Origin of the sequence: Acinetobacter tibetensis, assembly GCF_023824315.1 — a bacterium.
Taxonomy (GTDB): Bacteria; Pseudomonadota; Gammaproteobacteria; order Pseudomonadales; family Moraxellaceae; genus Acinetobacter; species Acinetobacter tibetensis.
Genome location: NZ_CP098732.1, coordinates 2768632 through 2790104, shown reverse-complemented (window position 1 = coordinate 2790104; position 21473 = coordinate 2768632). Strand labels below are relative to the sequence as shown.

Here is a 21473-nt window from a genome sequence, read left to right as displayed (position 1 = left end):
AAACTGCGCTGTTTTAAAATTTTTTTGAGTCTTTAAGTTAAATTAATAACGGAAAGTGACTCCTGCGGAAGCTTGACGGCCACCATTCACATAATAGTATCCGCTACCATAAGATGTCGTTTTGTATTCAACATCACCAATATTCTGAATATTCGTAAATAATTTAACGTTAGGATTTACATTCCAGAATGCATTTACATCAACAGTAGCATATCCTGAAATAGTGCTATTTTTAGGTCTAGATTTAGCTGAAAGTGATGCACTAATGCCATACACTTCATTTTGTAGTCCTGATGTCAAAGTTAGACTTTGGCGTGAACGACGAGGCAGATCTTGATCAGTTTCTTTGTCTTTTGGCTGTACATAGGCATATGAAAGATTTGTAAATAACTCATCTTTTGCCCAATCAAGGTTGAATTCGCCACCAGTAAAAGTTGCTTCCTTTACATTGAAATTTTTACCATTCTGCCAAGTAATTAAGTTATCAACCTCATTACGGTAAGCAGATAATCCCATTGTTAAGTGATTTGTAAGTTGTTGGTCAAGACCAATTTCATATGAAACACTTTCTTCTGGTTTTAACTCAGGGTTTCCACCCCAGCTTAATGCATATAAGTCATTATTCGTTGGGGCACGGAAAGCAGTACCAATATTGGTGTAAATACTAGTAGCTGGTAAAATTTGATAACGTGCAGCAGCTTGCCCTACGGTATGAGTACCAAATGTCTCATGATCTTCTACACGGACACCTAATTGGGTGTGTAGTTTTTCAGATTGGTATTGGTGTTGAACAAAATAACCTGTGCTATCAACTTCTTTGTCATAGTCCACAGCATTATAACCACTACCTGAAAGAACGTCAGATTCGACATTTTTCGTTGCGACCCCAGCCAAGAGATTCTGAGTAGGGCTAAATTGCCATTTACTATAAAGTTCAGCTTCTTTTGTTGTATTGTAGATTGCATCATGAGAATCATTTTGCTCAAGATCATCTTTGAATTGAGATAAGCGAGCATGAAGTGCAAAGTTATCGCTTAGGTTTACACGACCTTTAACATTAATGATTTCATTTTTAAAATCTTGAGAGACATTTTTTAGACCAATCAGATTCCAATTCGCATCATTGATACCATCAACATAGGTAGAAGTACCTTGATTCTCTGAATAATCAACTGATGCAGCATATTGTTCTTTTTCTATACCGAATTTTGCACTAAAGCCTTTTTGATCATAGGCTCCTGCATTGACTTGAGCATCCTTGAAGTCTGTAACTTGTGTTCCGTCAGATTCTAAGCGTTGACCCCGAATTTGCGCATAAATTCCATTCTCAGCCAAATCTGCGCCAATGACAGACTTATAGGTACTGTGCTCACCGATTTCACCAGTTACAAAAGCCCCAGTTTTTTCTGGTGTTTTAGAAACTAACTGGACTACGCCACCAATTGCATCTGTACCATATAGAACGGATGCAGGACCTTTAAGTACTTCGATTTGCTTAATATCAGTTGTATCAATAAATGCTAGTGAAGCAGAACCAGCAGAACCTGTGTTAAGGCGAACACCATCACGTAATACAAGAGTATGAGTTGAATTTGTTCCACGAGTAAAAATTGATGCTGCTTGACCATAACCACCGTATTGCATCATATCGATAGAAGCATCACTCATGAGCAAATGTGGTAATTCTGCAATAGGAGATTGTTCAACAATTTGTGGTTCAATGATTGAAATACGTGCAGGGACGTCTTTAATTTTTTCTTCAGAACGTGTTGCAGTTACCACCAAAGTATCTAGAGAAGCATTCACAACATTCGTGTTGTCTTGCGCAGATACAGACGTAGAGAAACCCATCGCAATAGCGATTGCGCCCACTAAAGCAGTAGGCTGAAATAAATTTGGCATGCTGGCTCCATACATTCACCCCCCGTGAATGATTGAGTTAAACGGCGCAATAAGCAGGTCTCCGGACTTAAATATAAATATTGCGAACAATATTGGTATACCCATCTTCCCACACGAGTGCAGTGATGTAAGTGCAAGCACTTATAAAGATATACGTTTCGTTTTACCGTTGCGGGGGCAGTGTTGGATTTGCACCAACTTCCCTAAAGCATATGGCTATGACTTATTGCATTTGGGCGCAGTATACGGTTTGTATGCGAATTAAACAATCGATGTAAAGATTTTTCAGGATGAACTTTACGCAAGGCGAAAAAATTGCATTACAATGATTCGCCCTGTTATTTATAGATCAGCTATAAATAGGGTCGAGCCAGAGTCATAATCTATGCGAACCCGTGCCAAAATTTGTGGAATTACCCGTAGCCAAGATATTCAAGCTGTGGTCAATGCAGGGGCAGATGCAATTGGTTTTGTATTTTTCCCGCCCAGTCCACGCCATGTCAGTGTAGTTCAAGCCAAAGAATTGATTCAACATGTGCCTGCTTATGTGCAAACTGTTGGACTTTTTGTGAATGCCACTGCGGATGACATTGCGGATGTGTTAAAACAAGTGGCGCTCGATATTATTCAGTTTCATGGTGATGAAACACCAGCAGACTGTCAGATGATTGCGACACAAGTTGGGCGTCGTTGGTATAAAGCCATTCAGGTGAAACCTGAACTGGATGTAGTGGCAGAAGTTCAACGCTTCCAACAGGCAGGGGCAAGTGCAGTACTGTTAGATGCATGGCATCCTGAACTAAAAGGGGGAACAGGGCACAGTTTTGACTGGTCGCAATTCCCTAAGCTTGATATTCCTTTAATTTTAGCTGGTGGTTTAACCCCCACTAATGTTGAAGACGCTATAAAGACGACTGGGGCTTATGCTGTAGATGTCAGCGGAGGCGTAGAATCCGCTAAAGGTATAAAAGACCAACAACTTATAGAAAACTTCATGCAAGGAGTCCATCGTGGATCAGCAAAGTAATATGATTGACTATACCCAATACCCAGATGAACGTGGGCATTTTGGTATCCATGGCGGACGTTTTGTGTCAGAAACTCTAATGGCAGCATTAGAAGACTTAGAAAAGCTCTATTTTCGTATGAAAGATGATGAGCAGTTTCTGGCAGAATTCGACCGTGATCTCGCCTACTATGTAGGTCGTCCTAGTCCTTTATATTATGCTGAACGATGGTCGAAAGAGTTGGGTGGTGCGCAAATTTACTTAAAACGTGAAGACCTGAATCATACGGGTTCACATAAAGTGAACAACACCATTGGTCAGGCTTTACTGGCAAAACTTTCGGGTAAAAAACGTATTATTGCTGAAACTGGTGCAGGTCAGCACGGTGTCGCAACGGCAACCATCGCAGCGCGTTTAGGTCTTGAGTGTGTAGTGTTCATGGGTGCAGATGACGTGAAACGTCAAGCCATGAACGTCTATCGTATGCGTTTACTCGGTGCGACCGTTGTACCTGTGGAAAGTGGCTCTAAAACATTAAAAGATGCCATGAACGAAGCGATGCGTGACTGGGTGACTAATGTTGACTCAACTTACTATGTGATTGGTACGGTTGCAGGCCCACATCCATATCCACAATTAGTCCGTGATTTCCAGTCTATTATTGGTCGTGAAGCTCGCAAACAAATTCAAGAGCAAGCAGGACGTTTACCTGATGCCTTAGTGGCATGTGTAGGTGGTGGTTCAAATGCGATGGGCTTGTTCTACCCATTCTTGAATGACCCAGATGTCAAAATGTATGGTGTCGAAGCCGCAGGTTATGGCATTGAAACAGGTAAACATTCTGCACCTTTAAATGCTGGTCATGTTGGTGTTTTACACGGTAACCGTACCTATTTGATGTCAGATGAACAAGGTCAGATCATTGAAACGCATTCAATTTCTGCGGGTCTAGATTATCCGGGCGTAGGCCCTGAACATAGCTTCTTAAAAGATATGCACCGCGTGGATTATGTGGCGATCAATGATAATGAAGCCTTACAAGGTTTCCGCGATTTAACCCATATTGAAGGGATTATCCCTGCATTAGAAAGTTCACATGCGATGGCTTATGTGACAAAACTTGCGCCAACCATGTCTAAGGATCAAATTATTATTGCGACGGTTTCAGGCCGTGGTGATAAAGACTTAATGACCGTGGCACGTATTGATGGTGTGGAAATGGTTGAGATGTGATTTTCCTCTGATGTGAAGCTTCTCTCTTTGGAGAAGGTTGTCAAATATTAAAAACGTGCTGAAGCAATTCAGCACGTTTTTTGTTGAAATAAAAGTTTATCCAAAACATGAATAAGGAAAGGCGATATGGATGTCTGCTCAACAAGATGATTTTGTTGATTTATTCGAAACAAAAGTAAGATATTTCCTACCAATGAAAACTCTGGTCAAATCTATCTTATTGGTCATGTAACGTTATTTGTATTTTGACGGAGTCTTGCTGCTTACACCTCGAATGTAAGGAGTTTGTCATGTTACTTTGGATAAGCCCAAAGTAACCAAAGGCATTGTCATTCGCAAAACTCGTCCTATACTTTCATGTGATTAATGGAGTTGCAAAAACATTTCTCTCGAAGTGTGGTCTACCTCGAACAATTGTGAATGACGTTTCCGTGAATCGCCTGTTAGCTATAAAAAAATATCTCAAAAGAAAGGAAAGAAAATGCCTAGTCTATTTATGGTCATGCTTGGTGGTCGCCATGCACGTGCCAATACCGAAGTCCATGATGTTGTATTTGCTGTGGGCGATAGCCTAGAAGACACCTATACACAGTTAAAAAATGCATGGTTTGGTGAACAAAAAGGTTTACACATTGATGCTTGGGCACAGGTAAATGGTGTCGAAAGTGCAGGAAAAAAATACCAGATTCAGTTTAGTGATGCCCAACCTCAAGTCGCAGATGAAAAGCTGTGGCTAATTAATTTAGGCGGCTATGATGCGCGTGAATTTGGTGAGTTACATCGCTATGTGCTGGTTGTTGCTCCTCATGCCGCAGAAGCCAAACACCTTGGCAAACATCACTTTGATCAAAAGTGGCAAAAGCAACATACAGATCGTGTTTTAGAAGTGGATGACTGTATTGCCATTGATTGTATACATGGTCGTTATGTGAGTCTGGTTGAAGCTGAGTTTGATGCAAACACATGGGAAAATACTTATCTTACGTTAAATGTTTAATTTTAAACATTTTAAGTGCGTTGTGCTGATATAGCATTTTTTTATGCTAACATGGGGTGAGTAAGAAATGATCGATACTTGCTGCATAAAAAGAACGAAAAAAATTCTTAATGTGACATGCTGTATAGGTCAAAGCAGATCTAGCGATATGTGAAATGGAATTGGATAAATGGATTTAATTCAGTCGAATGGGCAGCCACATTATGGTCGCTTTAATGCATTACCTCAAAATATTGACGTTCAGAAATACCAATACAAAACCCCTTATGGAGAGGTGTTGGATGGTTGGCGTAAACGTTTAAAATATAAGAAATTTAAATTTTGCTCCATTCAGCATGAACATTACACCATTGGGGTAGCCATTGCCGATATTGCATGGGCAGGGCATGGTTTTTTTTACGTTTATAACCACCTTACTCAGGACGTCATGGAATGGAATGCCATTAATTTTTTGGCGCGTAATACACTTTTAGATGAGCAGCCTTTATATAACCAAAGTTTTTTTCATAAATCGCCGTTTCAAATTGAAATGCAACATGCCAATGGGGTGCGTTATATCCGTGTGACTAAATATGGTGAAATTAAACTGAATGCCCGTATTTTCTGTGCAGGAACACAACCCTTAAGCATGTGTAGTCCAACAGGAATTAATGGTTGGACCTATACGCAAAAACTCACCACACTTGGGTGTGAAGGCTATTTTGTCAATAAGCAAAATGAAATGGTGCAATTTCATGATAAGACTTTTGCTTCTTTAGATGATACATGTGGATTTCTTCGACCAGAAACGGCTTGGTTCTGGTTGTCTTGTAATTTCTGGGATACCAATCATCAACGAATTGGACTGAATTTAGCCTCTGGTGTCAATGAAAGTTTTGGTAATGAGAATTGCTTGTGGGTAAATGGTCAGTTGTTTCAATTGACCGATATTTTATTTGAGCATCTTGAAGAAGGACGTTGGAATATTCGTTCTTTGGATCAACGTCTGAATCTAATCGTTACGACCAGTTGGCGTCGTTATGAAAATTTGAACTTAAGATTGGTCGGTAGCCAATTTAGTCAATGGCAGGCACGTATCAGTGGAACGATTCAGCAAGATGATCAAGAAATAGTATTGGTCGATGAGTATGGTCTTTTGGAACAGCATTATGCGAAATGGTAGAAATATCTACTTTCAATTGCATCTAAATTAGGGCATTTAATTTAGATGCAGCATGATCTGGTTGCATCTTATTTTTTACTTTGTGCAGCCTGCCAAAAAGCTTCACCTGCTTGAATAGGATCGTTGGTTGCAGCAAGGGTATCGACCCACACATTGTATTGACGAATAATTGGTTGTTGGCTGGGATGAAATCCTTTCTTAAACCAATCAAAATATTGTTTGCGAATACTGGTTAAGGTACCTTTACGACCAAAGAACCAAGGTAATCCTTTCATAATCATACAGAAGCGTTGCCAACGACCAAAGCCATCATGTCTTAACATGACATTGGCGCGATAGAGCGTAAAGCCAATCATCATAAGCGTGGTGAGAATGAGTGCCCATCGACGCATTGACTCTGATACTTCACCCACTTGTTGCATCACATCAAATGCGACATCACGATGTTCCATTTCTTCAATCGCATGCCACGCCAAGAGTGCACGTACGTAAGGATGAGCGTTGGCTAAAGTTTCCTTTTTACCATAAAAGGTTTCTGCCATTAAGGCGGTCAAATGTTCTGCCGCTGCTGTCATGGCAATATTGTATTGAGGAGAACGCTCTTCAAGTTCGAACTTAAATACTCGGTTAATTCGTTGAATAAATTGATCGACAGGCATGCCTTGGGCGCGCATGACATGGTTCATTTTTTCATGTGCGATACCGTGTTGGGCTTCTTGGCGAATGAAAGCGCCGACACGTTGTTCTAACTCAGGATCCGTAATTTTATCGCGAAACAAGCGTACCGATTGAATAAAGTAACGCTCCCCATCAGGAAAAGTGAGGCTCAACGCGTCAAATACACGGGTTAAAAATGGGTCATTGTTCATCCAGAAGCGAGGGACCTGATCCAATTTAAAATCGAATTCGGTACGCACAACGGGATGAACTTGATTTCGGACTATTGTATTCATTGTTTTTTACTAATAGAACCTTCGATAAGAGCAGTATGTCGGTGTTTATCGGAGAAGTTTTGACAGTACTTGCCATTTTTTATACATTTTATGCCATATCGAAAATAAAAAATGTCAAACAGACAGGTAGAGCCATGTATACATTACAAATCCCCAATGGCTTTTTTCATTTATGGCATAGCTATCTTAAATTACGTGATATTGATGGTTTTGCCTTTCCTTTCTCGGCAGTGCAAAAACAACAGTTGAGTTATATTTTATCACAACCGATTGATGCACAATCATCGTATGCTTTATTTATTGATTTAATACAACAAACAGAGCAGCAACTCAATTGTCCTCATCTTATTTTCGATATTGTACAGCATATACAACCTGAACATTTTGGCGTGTTGGGCTATATCGCATCGAAAAGTACCAGTGTGGCAGAAGCGTTACAGTTTGTTTTACGTTTTAACCGTTTAGTGATTGATGGGCGAGAAACGCTGCCCATGCATATGTCTCAAGTGGATCAGAGCATTCATATTCATTGGGGATTTTCCCACAGCGAGCATGTGCTGATTAATGAAATGACCGTTGCTGCAATGGTGCAATTGGCTCGACAGATTTTTTCTTTTGATCAGTTCTCATTGAAAAAATTATATTTTGCGCATGCACCACGTTGTGCGGTTTATCATTATCAGCGTTTTTATGGCTGTGATGTATTTTTCCATCAAGTGCGTTATGCCTTAGAGTTGAATCGTGAAAGTTTGTTGCTGAAGTCTCAGCAACCCGACCCATCGCTTAATCATTTACTACTTAAACATGCTGAAGAGGTGATTGCAGCAAAATCAGCGCATATCACGCTCATGACCCATTTACATACGCTTGTGGCAGAATATTTAGTATTTCATCAAGATGTGCCAAAGCTGGAATGGGTGGCGCAAGAACTGCACTTATCGGTACGTACTTTACAGCGGCAGCTCAGTGAATTTGACAGTTCATTTAAAAAAATTATTGAAACGGAACGAATGAAACGTTGCGATGTTTTGCTACAGCAAAAAATGAGTTTGAGTGAAGTGGCTTTAGCACTGGGGTATTCAGACCAATCGGCTTTGGCACGTGCCTATAAGGCGGCAACAGGACAGACGCTTTTAGGGCGACGGCAACAGCTCAAACTGCGTGAATGAGATAAAAAAGCGGTTCATTGAACCGCTGGAATTGAGCAAGTTTGATTAGATCGTCTTTTGATTCAATTTCGGGTAGCGTAGTACGATGGCTAAAATGGCAAAAATCGCCAAGACCCAACAATAGTAAATATGACCAATTAGTTCGACTGGAGAGAGTTTGGCGATAGAACATGCCAAAAGTAGTTGTGCGCCATAGGGGATCAGACCTTGGACCACGCAGGAGAAAATATCCATGAGTGCGGCAACACGTTTCGGATCTAATCCGTATTCTTGTGCCACTTCACGGGCCATATCACCCGATAAAATAATTGCGACAGTATTATTGGCAACAAATAAGTTCGAGAAGATCACCAGAAAGCTGACACCAAGCTCGCCAGCACGTTGTTGTCCAATTTTTAAAAGACGCGTCAGGCTATAAATCCGTTGAATCAGCCATTCTAAACCACCTTCACGTTGCATGATGCTGGATAGCCCGCCCAATAGCATTGAGAGCAATGCCACTTCAAACATGCCGACAAAGCCATCATAAATTGAGGTATTCAATTTAAGTAAGGTAAAGCCGCTCTGTTGTATTAAACCGATTACACCAGAAATCATGATTCCAATGGTTAGAACCGCTAAAACGTGTAAGCGACTAAAAGCCAAGAAAAACACGGCAACATAAGGAAGAATCAGCCATAAATCATAGTCTTGATATTGAATGGCTTGAGAATCCTTACTCATCAAAATAAACACCAGAATGGTAATGATAGACGCTGGCCCTGCAATCCAAATATTGACGCGGAATTTATCGCGGAGTTGCACTTTTTGACTGCTGGTTGCTGCAATGGTGGTGTCTGAAATCATAGAGAGATTGTCACCAAACATCGCACCACTCACGACAGCACCAATCGCCATCACGGTTTCAATATTGGTCACTTGGGCAAAACCAAAAGCAATGGGGGCACAGGCCGCAATGGTGCCCATGGAAGTGCCCATGGCTGTTGCAATAAAGGCAGAGATGACAAACAACATGGGGAGAACAAAAGCAGGAGGAATGAGCGATAGCCCAAGTTGGACGGTCGCATCTACACTGCCAATTGCACTGCTGATACTCGCGAAGGCCCCAGCCAGCATAAACACCATAAACATGAGAATCAGATTAGGGTGGCTGGCACCTTTGAGGAAAGTCTCAATGGCTTGGTTTAAGTGACCTTTATAAATAAGTACAGCCAGTATTACAGCAGGGAGCGCGGCTACTGGGGCTTTAATTTGATAAAAGGCAAATTCAGTGCCAATTAGGGAATGATAAATTCCGCTACCCAAAAAGATAGCCAAAAAAACAATAAGGGGGAGTAGCGCAAGCGCTCGGGCTTGCACTTTACCCTGTGGGTCGGAGGTCATAAATGTTAGGAAACAGCGAATAAGTGCGCACAGTATAATGGAGCTTTGATCATTTCTAAAAATTTAAAATGTAAAACCTGAGTAGCTGAATTTCGTTGACTTTGCTAAAGGGATTGTCATTTTCTAGAGTTGGTGCGGTCTGCATAAAAGCGAAAATTAGGCATCTTTGATCATTGAGAAAACTCGCCAAATATTAGTAAATGTAGCTTTCGGGTTGTTCTGAATCAGGTGATGTCGTATGAAATTCAAAGGAAGTGCATGAACTCTATTCAAGGTGTAAAAAATAGCGTTACAATGCGTTGTCTTGTATTTCTACAAAACCAACTCCTCAGTTTTAAATAATTCAAGGAAAGTACAACCCTATGTCACGTTTAGCCACTCGTTTTGGACAACTTAAATCTCAACAGCGTAAAGCGCTAGTTTCCTATGTGATGGCTGGAGATCCTCATCCACAAGTAACAGTACCTCTGTTACATCAAATGGTTGAGGCGGGCGTAGATGTTATTGAACTTGGACTACCATTTTCAGACCCTATGGCGGATGGTCCTGTCATTGCTTTAGCCGCTGAGCGTGCTTTGGCTGGTGGAACCAATACCCTAGATGCATTGAATATGGTGAAAGAGTTCCGTCAAAAAGACCAAGAAACACCTGTTGTGTTAATGGGATATTTAAATCCTGTTGAAGTGATTGGCTATGAAAAATTTGTAGCCTATGCCAACGAATGTGGTGTGGATGGCATTTTGCTGGTCGATTTACCGCCAGAAGAAGCCCAAGCTCTGGATGATGTCCTGAAAAAGTATGAAATGGATCAAATTTTCTTACTTGCGCCAACTTCTACGGATGAACGTATTCGTCATGTGGTGAAGCAGGCCAGTGGATTTATCTATTATGTATCTTTGAAAGGGGTAACAGGTGCAGCAACTTTAGATGTGTCTGAAGCTGCGGCACGTATCCAAAAAATTAAAGCAGAGACAGATATTCCTGTTGGTGTCGGTTTTGGTATTAGCGATGCTGCTTCTGCGAAAGCAATGGGTGGTGTGGCGGATGCTGTGATTGTCGGCAGTGCATTTGTAAAACAATTTGCAAGCTTGGCACCAGAACAAGCCGTTGTTGAAACGGTTAATAAAGTCAAGGAGCTTCGAGCAGCGCTCGATGAGTTAGTATGAATCAAGAAGTGAAATCAGGGAAAATTCTTAGCCCATCGACACCGTGGACTGAACGTGGCGTTCCAGGCATTGAAGTTCCCGATGAGCAACAAGCACTCAAAGCAACGTTTACAGAACCAACGGTTGAATGTCCTGAATGTCATGCATTGGTGACACGCACCGCAATGACATTCAATGCTTATGTCTGCCCACAATGTGACGAGCATTTACGCATGAAAGCGCGTGATCGTTTAACATGGTTCTTTGACCAAGTTAAAACTGAACTGGGTCAAGAATTTGTTGCCAAAGATCCACTTAAATTTGTTGACAGTAAGCCTTACCCAGAACGTATGGTTGAAGCGCAAAAGAAAACAGGTGAATCTGAAGCTTTAATCGTGATGCAAGGTACATTGAAAGATGTAGCCATGACCGCATGTGCTTTTGAATTCGACTTTATGGGCGGTTCAATGGGTACAGTTGTTGGTGATCGTTTTGTGCAAGCGGCTGAACGTGCAATTGCATTGAAACAGCCATTCATTTGTTTTGCCGCATCAGGTGGCGCACGTATGCAAGAAGGCATGTTGTCTTTAATGCAAATGGCACGTACATCAGCAGCGATTCAACGTGTAAAAGAAGCAGGCTTACCGTACATCGTGGTGTTAACCCATCCTGTATATGGTGGTGTAACCGCTTCATTAGCCATGTTGGGTGATGTGCATATTGCAGAGCCGAAAGCAATGATTGGTTTTGCGGGTAAACGTGTGATTGAGCAAACAGTACGTGAGAAATTGGAAGAACCGTTCCAACGTGCTGAATACTTGCTTGATCATGGTGTAGTCGATCAAATCGTTCATCGTCATGCATTACGTGATACTGTATATCGCATTGTGACTAAATTGATGAATTTACCTTGAACCATACTGCACCACTTGTACAAGATAATTTAGACACATGGCTCTCGTATTGGGGCCATGTTCACGTTACGGGAATTGATTTAGGTTTAGAACGCGTCATTCCCGTCGCTGAAATGCTTGGTGTAACGCAACCAGAAGCGAAAGTAATTACGGTTGCTGGCACCAATGGCAAAGGTTCAACCACAACCACCTTGGCAGCAATTCTAAATGCGCAAGGCTATAAGGTTGGACTTTATCAGTCGCCGCATATTTATCGATTTAATGAACGTGTGAAACTTGCAGGTCAGGAAGTTGATGATCAAAGTCTGATTGATGCTTTTGTACAGGTCGATCAAGCACGTCGTGCATGCAATTTGAGTTTATCTTTCTTTGAGGCGACCACTTTGGCCGCTTTCTTGATTTTTAAACAGCAAGCTTGTGATGTCTGGGTGCTTGAGGTGGGGCTAGGTGGCCGTCTGGATGTGGTCAATGTGATTGATCCAGATGTTGCAGTCATTACCAATATTGGTTTAGACCATACCGATTGGCTTGGTGATACCATTGAAAAAATTGCCTATGAAAAGGCAGGCATTATTCGCCCTAATATTCCTGTTATTTTTGGTGGATTACAAAGTTTACCAGAAGCGATTGCCAAAAAAGCACAAGAGTGTCATGCGCCACTATTTGCTGCTGAACGCGATTATTTTTATCAACTGAGTGCAGATGGGCAGCATTGGTTGTTTGCATCTTCTGGAACCACCTTAAAATTACCACTCGGGCGTTTGGCATTAGAAAATATTTCTACCGCTGTTGCCGCTGTTTTGTTGAGTGGCTTGGAGATTCGACAGGAAGTAATTGCACAGGGTATTCAGCAGGCACAACTGTCAGGGCGTTTTGAAATTCGTCAAATTGCGGATAAAACCGTTATTTTTGATGCGGGACATAATCCACATGGCGTTGATTTTTTGTTAAAGCAATTGCGAAATTTCCTAAAATACAATAAACAATACACAGAAGTGGTTGCTGTTTTTTCAATGTTGGCCGATAAAGATATTAAATCTGTGGTTGAGTCATTGAAAAATAGTATTTTAATGTGGAAAATTGCACCATTAACGGTGCCACGAGCTGCGGAAATTGCCCAACTCGATGACGCATTACAACAACAGACAGTACAGCATTTCACTAATGTTCAATTAGCTTTCCAATCAGCCCTCGATGAATCTAAAAATAATCAGCTGATTTTAGTATGTGGTTCATTTCATACTTTGGAAGCAGTCTGGGAGTATTTGGAAGAATGTCAATGAATAACAAACAACGCTGGATGGGTGGCGTTGTTTTATTAGGTGGTGGTGTTTTATTGGCAGCCTTGCTTCTGAAAGGTAAAGAAGAAATACATCAAAATAACATCAAACACCCTGAATTGGTCGAGCAAGTTCAGCAACAGAATGTCAAAGACAGTGGCATGGTGCAACTGCAAGGCCTCACTGTTGATGTTGAAACGGAAAAGCGTTTGCTTGAAGAGCAACGCCGTGCCCGTGAAAAGGCCGTAGCAGAGCAGGAAGCCCGTGCAGCGGAGTTTCTGGCACAGCAACAGCAGGCAGAAGCCGATGCTGCACGTAAAGCAGCCGAAGAATATGCAGCATTAAATGCAGCACGGACGGGTGCACAGCAAAGCTCAGATAACATTCCGCCTGAATTGGTTGAAGATGAAAAAGCCAAGCAAAAGCGCTTAGCGGAGGAAAAGCTTGCTGCACAAAAGAAGCTAGATCAGCAGAAGGCATCACAATCGTCTGAAGCTGATAAAAAACGTAATGAAGAGCGTTTAAAGGCAGAAGCTCAACGTAAGGCAGATGAAGAACGTAAGGCGCTTGCGAAAGCTGCTGAGGATAAAAAATTACGTGAAGCGGAAGCTCAACGTAAATTAGAGGCACAGCGTAAAGCAGATCAAGAGCGTCAAGTAGCAGCCAAAGCTGCTGAAGAAAAGAAATTGCGTGAAGCCGAAGCGAAACGCAAAGAAGATGCCAAGAAGAAAGCTGAGGCCGAAAAGGCAAGAGACTTACTCGAAAATGGTGATAAGCAGTGGATGGTTCAAGTGGCACTGGCGGCCAATGCGGCCAATGCTGATAGCGTCATTTCCAAGTTAAAGGCGAAAGGCTATAAGGTGGTACAAAGCCCAACATCGAAAGGTATTCGAATTATGGTTGGACCTGCCAAAAGTCGTGATGTTGCAGACGTAACCCGTAAAAAGATTACCACTGATGCGAGCTTAAATATGAAGTCCGCATGGGTGATTGATTGGGTACCCTTAGACCGTCGTTAGTTCATTTCAGTCATGCTTTAAGATGGATTCGAGAGTTGCTCTTGAATCCATTTTACATTTTCGGGGGTAAATAAATTTTCGATGTTTTGCCAAATGGGGTGGAAACCATAGCCCCCATATTTCATTTCTTGTAAAGCATCATCAATACTCCATTTTTCAAAGATAATTCGATACATGGCAATGCTGGCACCTGTACGATCTGAGCCGTGGTAACAATGAATAAGTACTTTTTGTTGTTGTGCTTTGGCCAATTGAATTTGGCGCATCGCTGCTAATAAGTCTTCCCGATCAATAGCCCAAGTATGAATGGGAATATGCACCAACTTAAAATTTTGTGCATTCAAATTTTGCGGGTCTTGATGTCGTGATCTTAAGTTAATCACGACATCAATATCATGAGCTTTGAGTGCTGCGGCCATTTCTGTATTGGGTTGTTCACTACGAAAGACATCTGTACTGATTTGATAAAAATTATCAGCTTGATTGATTAAGGTTCCCCATTGCGTTGGTCGAGCTTCGGGCGGTAGTGCTGGCGTGGTCATACAGCCAGTAAAGCTTAACGTGCTGAGACATAGGCAGCTATAAAGTATACGCGTTTGAATTTTCATTGGTATCGGGCCAATTCTACAGGGTCATGTGCACAGATGAGTTGAACTTCAGGATGGGTTTGGGACAGTGTTTGCAATCGTGTTAAATTTTCCACACGTGCTTGATTATCTTCGGCAAAGAATTGCTCCACTTGATTTAAGGTTCTGAGCTTATGCTGACCATCGAGTTGTAAATGTGAATAGTAGGCATCTCCACAGAACAGTAACCATTGATCTTGGTTACGAACAGCAATACCACTATGACCTGCGGTATGTCCCAAGAGGGGAATCATCAACAGGTCATTTTTAAATAAATCAAAATTGCGAATCTGTTTGAGGTTGAACCAGTCGTCGTTGGCAATGGGTTCAATAAAGTTCCAGTAACGATGTTGTTGAAATTGTTTCACTTTATAGCGAGCTTTGCGTTTGTAGTGGTTCAAATTTTGTGTAGCATTGTATTCGGAAGACAGCACATGTACCGTCGCTTGAGGGAAATCAGAGATACCACCAGCATGGTCAAAATCTAAATGTGAGACAAAAATATGTTGCACATCTTTGGGGTTAAAGCCTAATTTTTGTATTTGTGCGATGGCTGTCAGTTCTAAATTGTTTTCAATTTTTCCAAACCGCGCAATCATGTTCCCAAGACGGGCTTTGGTATGAAGGAGATCTTGCATACCTAAACCTGTATCAATCAAGACCAATCCACGGTCTGTTTCTAACAGTAAGCAATGACAGATCACATGAGCATGGAATCCTTTTTGCCCAAATAAGGGGCCGCAAACAGGGCACATGGTGCCGCAGTGTAAATGATGAATGTTATGAATCACAGTCGTTATTCTTAAAATGGTTTGCTGTATTTATAACTGACTGTGATCAAAATACCAAATAGAACTTGGTCGACCTTTGTGAAGCATAAGCAACCTGTCCGTAGACAGGTTCATCATGCAGGTTGGAAAGCTTACGTTTTATTTTAGATTCGGCTGTGGAGTAAGACGTAAATAAGGTTTTACTGCGGTATAGCCTTTCGGGAAGCGTTGTTTCAGTTCAGCTTCATCTTGTAAAGAAGGTACAATTACCACATCATCGCCATGTGTCCAGTTGGCAGGGGTCGCAACTTTATGATGATCAGTCAGTTGTAATGAATCAATGACACGTAAAATCTCGTGGAAGTTACGTCCTGTTGACGCAGGATAAGTAATGATTAAGCGGACTTTCTTATTTGGGTCGATAATCACCAAAGAACGTACTGTCAAGGTTTCACTGGCATTGGGATGAATAAAGTCATATAGGGTGGAGACCTTACGATCTTTATCAGCAATAATCGGGAAATTGACCGTAGTATTCTGGGTTTCATTAATGTCCTGAATCCAGCCATGATGTGATTCGACATCATCGACTGACAACGCAATCGCTTTGACTCCGCGTTGTGCAAATTCATCTTTTAGTTTTGCGGTATAACCTAACTCTGTGGTACATACAGGCGTATAGTCAGCGGGATGGGAAAACAGAATGCCCCAACTATCACCTAAGTAATCATAAAAATTAATTTTTCCCTCACTTGAATCTTGCTCAAAGTTGGGGGTGATATCGCCTAAACGTAGTGACATTTTTATTTACCTCAATTGTTTTGTGTATGTGATTTAAGTCAGACTATCGCGCAATTCTTTTACTCTGAAAAATAGCTTTTTTGCATTTGCTTATACCAATAAGGAATAAAAGGGTTGCATCAAGGTTGGAAAATATCCTGCCATTCAAGAGGAACGCTCTATATCGCATGGCTGAAATTTGTTACATTAATTCGCCTTAGATCTGTGGCTAGAACCTGTGATCAGAATTTTTTTATTGGTTTTGTGCAAAACCCTTGTACTTCAAATTTCTAGCACCATAATAACGTCTGAGAAAAAATTTATTCATTGACAAGCAAGATTTAGAGAGTCTATTCATGTTGGCAAGTCTGATCGGAGGAATCTTCGGTACCAAAAATGAGCGCGAACTCAAACGCATGCGTAAAATCGTAGACAAGATTAATGCGCTCGAGCCGACGATATCTGCCTTAAACGATGCAGACTTATCTGCAAAAACCGAAGAATTCAAACAACGTTATAACAAAGGTGAAAGCCTCGATAAATTATTGCCTGAAGCATTTGCTGTCTGTCGTGAAGCAGCAAAACGTGTCATGGGTATGCGTCATTACGATGTGCAGTTGATTGGTGGTATTACCCTGCATGAAGGTAAAATTGCTGAGATGCGTACGGGCGAGGGTAAAACTCTCATGGGCACACTGGCGTGTTATTTGAATGCGATCAGTGGTCAGGGCGTGCATGTCATTACAGTCAATGACTACTTGGCTCAGCGTGATGCCGAGTTAAACCGCCCACTGTTTGAATTCTTGGGTTTAAGTATTGGGATTATTTATTCCATGCAAAATCCAATGGAAAAAGCAGATGCCTACCGTGCAGATATCACTTACGGGACCAACAATGAATTTGGTTTTGACTACTTGCGCGACAATATGGTGTTTGCGCTTGCAGAGAAAAAACAACGTGGTTTGATTTATGCCATTATTGACGAAGTCGATTCGATTTTAATTGATGAAGCGCGTACGCCGTTGATTATCTCGGGTCAAAGCGATGACTCTTCTCAGCTTTATGCAGCGATCAATGCCATTCCACCCAAACTGCATGCGCAAAAAGAAGAAAAAGTTGCAGATGGCGGTCATTTCTGGATTGATGAAAAGCAACGTTCGGTAGAAATGACCGAAGTTGGTTTTGAAACTGTTGAAAATGAATTGATTGAAATGGGCTTGTTGGCTGAAGGTGAGAGCCTGTATTCAGCATCAAACCTTAATTTGGTACACCATGTGACGGCTGCAATTCGTGCGCATTTCTTGTATCAACGCAATGTACATTACATCATCCACGAAGGTGAAGTCATCATTGTGGATGAGAACACTGGTCGTACTATGCCTGGACGCCGTTGGTCTGAAGGTTTGCATCAAGCTGTAGAAGCCAAAGAAGGCTTGGAAATTCAGCCAGAAAACCAAACTTTGGCAACCACGACTTTCCAAAACTATTTCCGTTTATACAAAAAATTGTCAGGCATGACCGGTACCGCAGATACAGAAGCTGCGGAAATGAAAGAAATTTATGGTTTGGATGTGGTCATTATTCCAACGCATCGACCAATGATTCGTCTGGATCAAAATGATTTAATCTATTTAAATCGTAATGGCAAATACAATGCGATTATTCAAGAAATTCAACGTGTGCATGAAGCAGGTGTTGCTCCAATTTTGATTGGTACGGCAACTATTGAAGCGTCTGAAATCTTGTCTGAAAAGCTGAAAGAAGCAGGCATTCAGCATGAAGTTTTGAATGCGAAACAGCATGAACGTGAAGCCGATATTATTGCCCAAGCAGGTTCACCACGCGCGGTAACCATTGCCACCAACATGGCAGGTCGTGGTACCGACATTATTTTGGGTGGTAACTGGAAAGCAAAACTCGCGAAAATTGAAAATCATACACCTGAAGATGAAGCTCGCTTAAAAGAAGAGTGGGAGCAAAACCACGAAATGGTCTTGGCTTCAGGTGGTTTACATATTATTGGTTCTGAGCGCCACGAATCACGTCGTATTGATAACCAGTTGCGTGGTCGTGCGGGTCGTCAAGGTGACCCTGGTGTATCACGCTTCTATTTGTCACTTGAAGATGACTTGATGCGTATCTTTGCAGGTGACCGTGTGGTTGCCATGATGCGTGCCATGGGCTTGCAAGAAGACGAAGCGATTGAACACAAAATGGTGTCGCGCTCGATTGAAAATGCACAGCGTAAAGTGGAAGCACGTAACTTTGATATTCGTAAGAATCTATTGAAGTACGATGATGTGAATAACGAACAGCGTAAGATTATTTATTCACAACGTGATGATGTTCTCGCAGAAAATACGCTGCAAGAATATGTTGAAGAAATGCATCATGAAGTGATGAAAGCGGTGATTGCCAATTACATTCCACCAGAGTCGATTCACGATCAGTGGGATATTGAAGGTCTTGAGCGTGCATTACGTGAAGAATTTGCAGTCGATTTACCGATTAATCACTGGTTGGAAAATGAGCGTCGTCTCGATGAAGAAGCACTGGTTGATCGCATTACTGATGAGATTGTCACGCGCTACCGTTCACGTCGAGAACAAATGGGAGCAGAATCGGCAGCCATGCTTGAGCGTCATTTTGTTTTGAGTGCCTTAGATCGCCATTGGAAAGATCATTTGGCGGCAATGGATTACTTGCGCCAAGGGATTCATTTACGTGGTTATGCACAAAAGAACCCTGAGCAAGAATACAAGAAAGAAGCATTCAACTTATTTGTGAATATGTTGGCTGTGATCAAAACGGATGTGGTGACTGATTTATCTCGTGTACATGTGCCAACACCAGAAGAGTTAGCTGCGATGGAAGCACAGAAGCAAGCGCAAGCCGAAGCAATGCAATTGAATCTTTCGCATGATGAAGTGGATGGATTAACAGGTGAAGTAACTTCGCTCGTTACTTCAGAGCAACATTCAGGTTTCAGCCCTGTGGCAGATCACAATGTAGTTGCACCAGCTAGTCGTAACTCTCCTTGTCCATGTGGTTCAGGTTTAAAATATAAACAATGTCACGGTAAAATTTAATTTTATCAATTGACTAAAGTAAACCCTTGTATGGCTTCTATCTTTTTGACGTACTGCAAGGGTTTTTTGTTTTTGTGCGAACTGTAGTTAAATATTTTCAAGATGTGAATAAGGTTTGCAGTGTCTATTATTAAGTGGTATTAAGTTGCTCATTGGAACCTGAAAAGCGAAAGATAATGAAAAAATTATTACAACCTTTAGTCATTGCTGTTTTGGCAATTCCGACTTTGGCTATGGCGAATACGCCTGAAACAACGACGGTTGAAAAAGTACAAGCTGCTCAAGGTGCAACAACTGCATCAGCCACCGTACAAGATACTAATGTGACTGTAATGAGCCCGCGTACAGGAATTAAATATACTTTTCCAAATACGCAACAGCGCCCAATCATCTTAAAAACCGCAGCAGTGAGTGCTGCAACTACAACGACGGCAACTCGTATTGTTGCTACAAACCCAGCACTTTCGATGGAAAGCCAAGAACAAGCGAAACAAACCCTTATAGGTGGTTCAACGCAGTTGGCTGCAAACTAAGTCAATACATCAAAAGGCAGCTTACGAGCTGCTTTTTTTTACATAAGTATGGGTTCGAGTCGAATTTAATTATGCGAAATACCCTTTTAAATTGGGGTGAAAATAATTTTTAGCTGTGTAAGCGGAATACGCAGGAAATTGCCTGAAACACCTCGATTTTTAGTTGCATTTCTACTAAGCTGTGACACTTACTTGAACAACAAAGTGGACATTTAAAAATGGCAGTGGGTGACGTTACTATGCCACAGATGCATGTGGTCAAAGGGGTAAAAATCGGTTCGGCTGAAGCATATATTCGCTATCAGAACCGACGTGATCTGGTCATTTTTGAATTTGCCGAAGGTTCAAATGTTGCGGGTGTTTTCACACAGAACGCATTCTGTGCAGCACCAGTACATGTGTCAAAAGCTCATTTAGCTGTGGGAAATCCACGGTATTTAATTATTAATACAGGCAATGCCAATGCTGGAACAGGTACTTTGGGAATGCAAAATGCCCAAGAAACTTGTATGCAATTGGCAAAATTGGTAGGCGTTAATCCAGAACAGGTTCTTCCTTTTTCTACAGGTGTGATTGGTGAGCAATTGCCATTGCCACGTTTAGTCGCAGGTTTACAGCCAGCGTTGGATAGTTTGCAGGAAGATGCTTGGACAGATGCTGCATTTGGTATTATGACTACGGATACAACACCTAAGGGAGCATCTGAGCAGTTTGAACTAGATGGTGTTGTGTATACCATGACGGGTATTTCTAAAGGGGCTGGCATGATTCGTCCTAATATGGCGACCATGTTGGGTTATGTTGCGACGGATGCACCAATCTCACGTGAATTGGTTCAACAATTGTTACAGATTGCTGTGAATCAATCTTTTAACCGCATTACCATTGATGGGGATACTTCGACCAACGATTCATGTATTTTTGTCGCCACAGGTCAAGCAGGTGGTACTGAAATTACATCAACAGAAGATGCTCGCTATGCAACTGTGCTTGAAGTCCTCATTCGTGTCATGAAACGCCTAGCGCAACTGATTGTACGTGATGGAGAGGGTGCAACCAAGTTCATGACAGTAGCAGTTGAAGGTGGTGCAGATACGCAAGAATGTTGTGATATCGCCTACAGTATTGCGCACTCTCCGTTAGTAAAAACGGCATTCTTTGCTTCAGATCCAAATTGGGGACGTATTTTGGCGGCGATTGGTTATGCTGGAGTAAAAAATTTAGAGGTTGAAAAAATTCAGGTTTGGTTAGATGATGTACAAATCTGTAAGGATGGTGGCGCAGCAGCGGATTATACGGAAGCCGAGGGCGCACACGTAATGGCACAACCAGAGATTACCATTCGGGTGGACTTAGGTCGCGGTCAAGCGAAGGACACGGTCTATACCTGTGATTTATCTTATGACTATGTCAAAATTAATGCGGATTACCGTTCTTAATGGAATTTGAGTGAAGAAAAGCCTCCGATGTGAGGCTTTTTTATCAATCAAGGTTTTTTGAATGACTGGTCA

The 21473-nt window shown here is 41.7% G+C and carries 18 protein-coding genes and 1 riboswitch; of the genes, 12 read left to right on the top strand and 6 right to left on the bottom strand.

Going from position 1 to position 21473, the window contains the following annotated elements; all coding sequences use genetic code 11:
* Positions 1–42: 42 nt before the first annotated feature.
* Positions 43–1902, bottom strand: a complete 1860-nt coding sequence (locus M5E07_RS13475) for a TonB-dependent receptor plug domain-containing protein (protein WP_116761567.1) — start codon at positions 1900–1902, stop codon at positions 43–45.
* A 35-nt stretch (positions 1903–1937) separates the two neighbouring features.
* A riboswitch (cobalamin riboswitch) is annotated at positions 1938–2144 on the bottom strand.
* Positions 2145–2287: 143 nt separating this feature from the next.
* Between M5E07_RS13475 and M5E07_RS13470 the strand changes: the two genes are divergently transcribed.
* From M5E07_RS13470 to M5E07_RS13455, 4 genes are all read left to right on the top strand, one after another.
* Positions 2288–2929, top strand: coding sequence for a phosphoribosylanthranilate isomerase (locus M5E07_RS13470; protein WP_116761565.1), 642 nt, complete (start codon positions 2288–2290; stop codon positions 2927–2929).
* On the top strand, positions 2913–4142 hold the full coding sequence (trpB, locus tag M5E07_RS13465) for a tryptophan synthase subunit beta (protein WP_116761563.1): 1230 nt from the start codon (positions 2913–2915) through the stop codon (positions 4140–4142). The genes M5E07_RS13470 and trpB overlap by 17 nt, the downstream gene beginning before the upstream one ends.
* Positions 4143–4623: 481 nt before the next feature.
* A complete protein-coding gene (locus tag M5E07_RS13460; RefSeq protein ID WP_252219951.1) occupies positions 4624–5139 on the top strand; it encodes a DUF1543 domain-containing protein in 516 nt (171 codons plus the stop codon).
* Between the two features lie 169 nt (positions 5140–5308).
* Positions 5309–6301, top strand: a complete 993-nt coding sequence (locus M5E07_RS13455) for a DUF2804 domain-containing protein (protein WP_252219949.1) — start codon at positions 5309–5311, stop codon at positions 6299–6301.
* A 68-nt stretch (positions 6302–6369) separates the two neighbouring features.
* Here the strand turns inward: M5E07_RS13455 and M5E07_RS13450 are convergent, their stop codons facing one another.
* Complete coding sequence (locus M5E07_RS13450; RefSeq protein ID WP_252219947.1) at positions 6370–7254, bottom strand: metal-dependent hydrolase; 885 nt, start codon at positions 7252–7254, stop codon at positions 6370–6372.
* 134 nt (positions 7255–7388) lie between these two features.
* Here M5E07_RS13450 and M5E07_RS13445 point away from each other — a divergent pair, with 134 nt between their 5' ends.
* Positions 7389–8423: an AraC family transcriptional regulator gene (locus M5E07_RS13445; protein ID WP_252219945.1), complete on the top strand. Its 1035-nt coding sequence runs from the start codon at positions 7389–7391 to the stop codon at positions 8421–8423.
* Between the two features lie 45 nt (positions 8424–8468).
* Here M5E07_RS13445 and M5E07_RS13440 read toward each other — a convergent pair whose 3' ends face one another.
* Positions 8469–9806, bottom strand: a complete 1338-nt coding sequence (locus tag M5E07_RS13440; RefSeq protein ID WP_252219942.1) for a Na+/H+ antiporter NhaC family protein — start codon at positions 9804–9806, stop codon at positions 8469–8471.
* A gap of 362 nt (positions 9807–10168) precedes the next feature.
* Here M5E07_RS13440 and trpA point away from each other — a divergent pair, with 362 nt between their 5' ends.
* Genes trpA through M5E07_RS13420 form a run of 4 tightly spaced genes read left to right on the top strand, consistent with a single transcriptional unit; the run spans position 10169 to position 14164 of the window.
* Entirely contained in the window at positions 10169–10972 is an 804-nt protein-coding gene (trpA, locus tag M5E07_RS13435; protein ID WP_116761554.1) for a tryptophan synthase subunit alpha, read from the top strand.
* The gene (gene accD / locus M5E07_RS13430; protein WP_116761552.1) at positions 10969–11865 is read left to right on the top strand and encodes an acetyl-CoA carboxylase, carboxyltransferase subunit beta; all 897 of its coding nucleotides are present in this window, start codon (positions 10969–10971) and stop codon (positions 11863–11865) included. The genes trpA and accD overlap by 4 nt, the downstream gene beginning before the upstream one ends.
* A complete protein-coding gene (gene folC, locus M5E07_RS13425) occupies positions 11862–13148 on the top strand; it encodes a bifunctional tetrahydrofolate synthase/dihydrofolate synthase (RefSeq protein WP_252219939.1) in 1287 nt (428 codons plus the stop codon). The genes accD and folC overlap by 4 nt, the downstream gene beginning before the upstream one ends.
* A complete protein-coding gene (locus tag M5E07_RS13420) occupies positions 13139–14164 on the top strand; it encodes an SPOR domain-containing protein (protein ID WP_252219936.1) in 1026 nt (341 codons plus the stop codon). Before folC ends, M5E07_RS13420 begins: the two co-directional genes overlap by 10 nt.
* A 17-nt stretch (positions 14165–14181) precedes the next feature.
* On the opposite strand, the gene M5E07_RS13415 is transcribed toward M5E07_RS13420, so the two are convergent.
* The 3 genes from M5E07_RS13415 to M5E07_RS13405 form a co-directional block, all read right to left on the bottom strand.
* Positions 14182–14772, bottom strand: a complete 591-nt coding sequence (locus M5E07_RS13415) for a dual specificity protein phosphatase family protein (RefSeq protein ID WP_252219933.1) — start codon at positions 14770–14772, stop codon at positions 14182–14184.
* Positions 14769–15581 (bottom strand): MBL fold metallo-hydrolase, encoded by an 813-nt coding sequence (locus M5E07_RS13410; RefSeq protein WP_252219930.1) that lies wholly within the window; start codon positions 15579–15581, stop codon positions 14769–14771. The genes M5E07_RS13415 and M5E07_RS13410 overlap by 4 nt, the downstream gene beginning before the upstream one ends.
* A 138-nt stretch (positions 15582–15719) precedes the next feature.
* Positions 15720–16361: a peroxiredoxin gene (locus M5E07_RS13405; protein WP_252219927.1), complete on the bottom strand. Its 642-nt coding sequence runs from the start codon at positions 16359–16361 to the stop codon at positions 15720–15722.
* Positions 16362–16696: 335 nt separating this feature from the next.
* Here M5E07_RS13405 and secA point away from each other — a divergent pair, with 335 nt between their 5' ends.
* The 3 genes from secA to argJ all read left to right on the top strand — a co-directional run bounded on the left by secA (position 16697) and on the right by argJ (position 21401).
* On the top strand, positions 16697–19429 hold the full coding sequence (gene secA, locus M5E07_RS13400; protein ID WP_252219924.1) for a preprotein translocase subunit SecA: 2733 nt from the start codon (positions 16697–16699) through the stop codon (positions 19427–19429).
* Positions 19430–19605: 176 nt separating this feature from the next.
* The gene (locus tag M5E07_RS13395) at positions 19606–19962 is read left to right on the top strand and encodes a hypothetical protein (protein WP_252219921.1); all 357 of its coding nucleotides are present in this window, start codon (positions 19606–19608) and stop codon (positions 19960–19962) included.
* A gap of 218 nt (positions 19963–20180) precedes the next feature.
* A complete protein-coding gene (argJ, locus tag M5E07_RS13390; RefSeq protein WP_252219918.1) occupies positions 20181–21401 on the top strand; it encodes a bifunctional glutamate N-acetyltransferase/amino-acid acetyltransferase ArgJ in 1221 nt (406 codons plus the stop codon).
* The last annotated feature ends 72 nt before the right edge of the window (positions 21402–21473 follow it).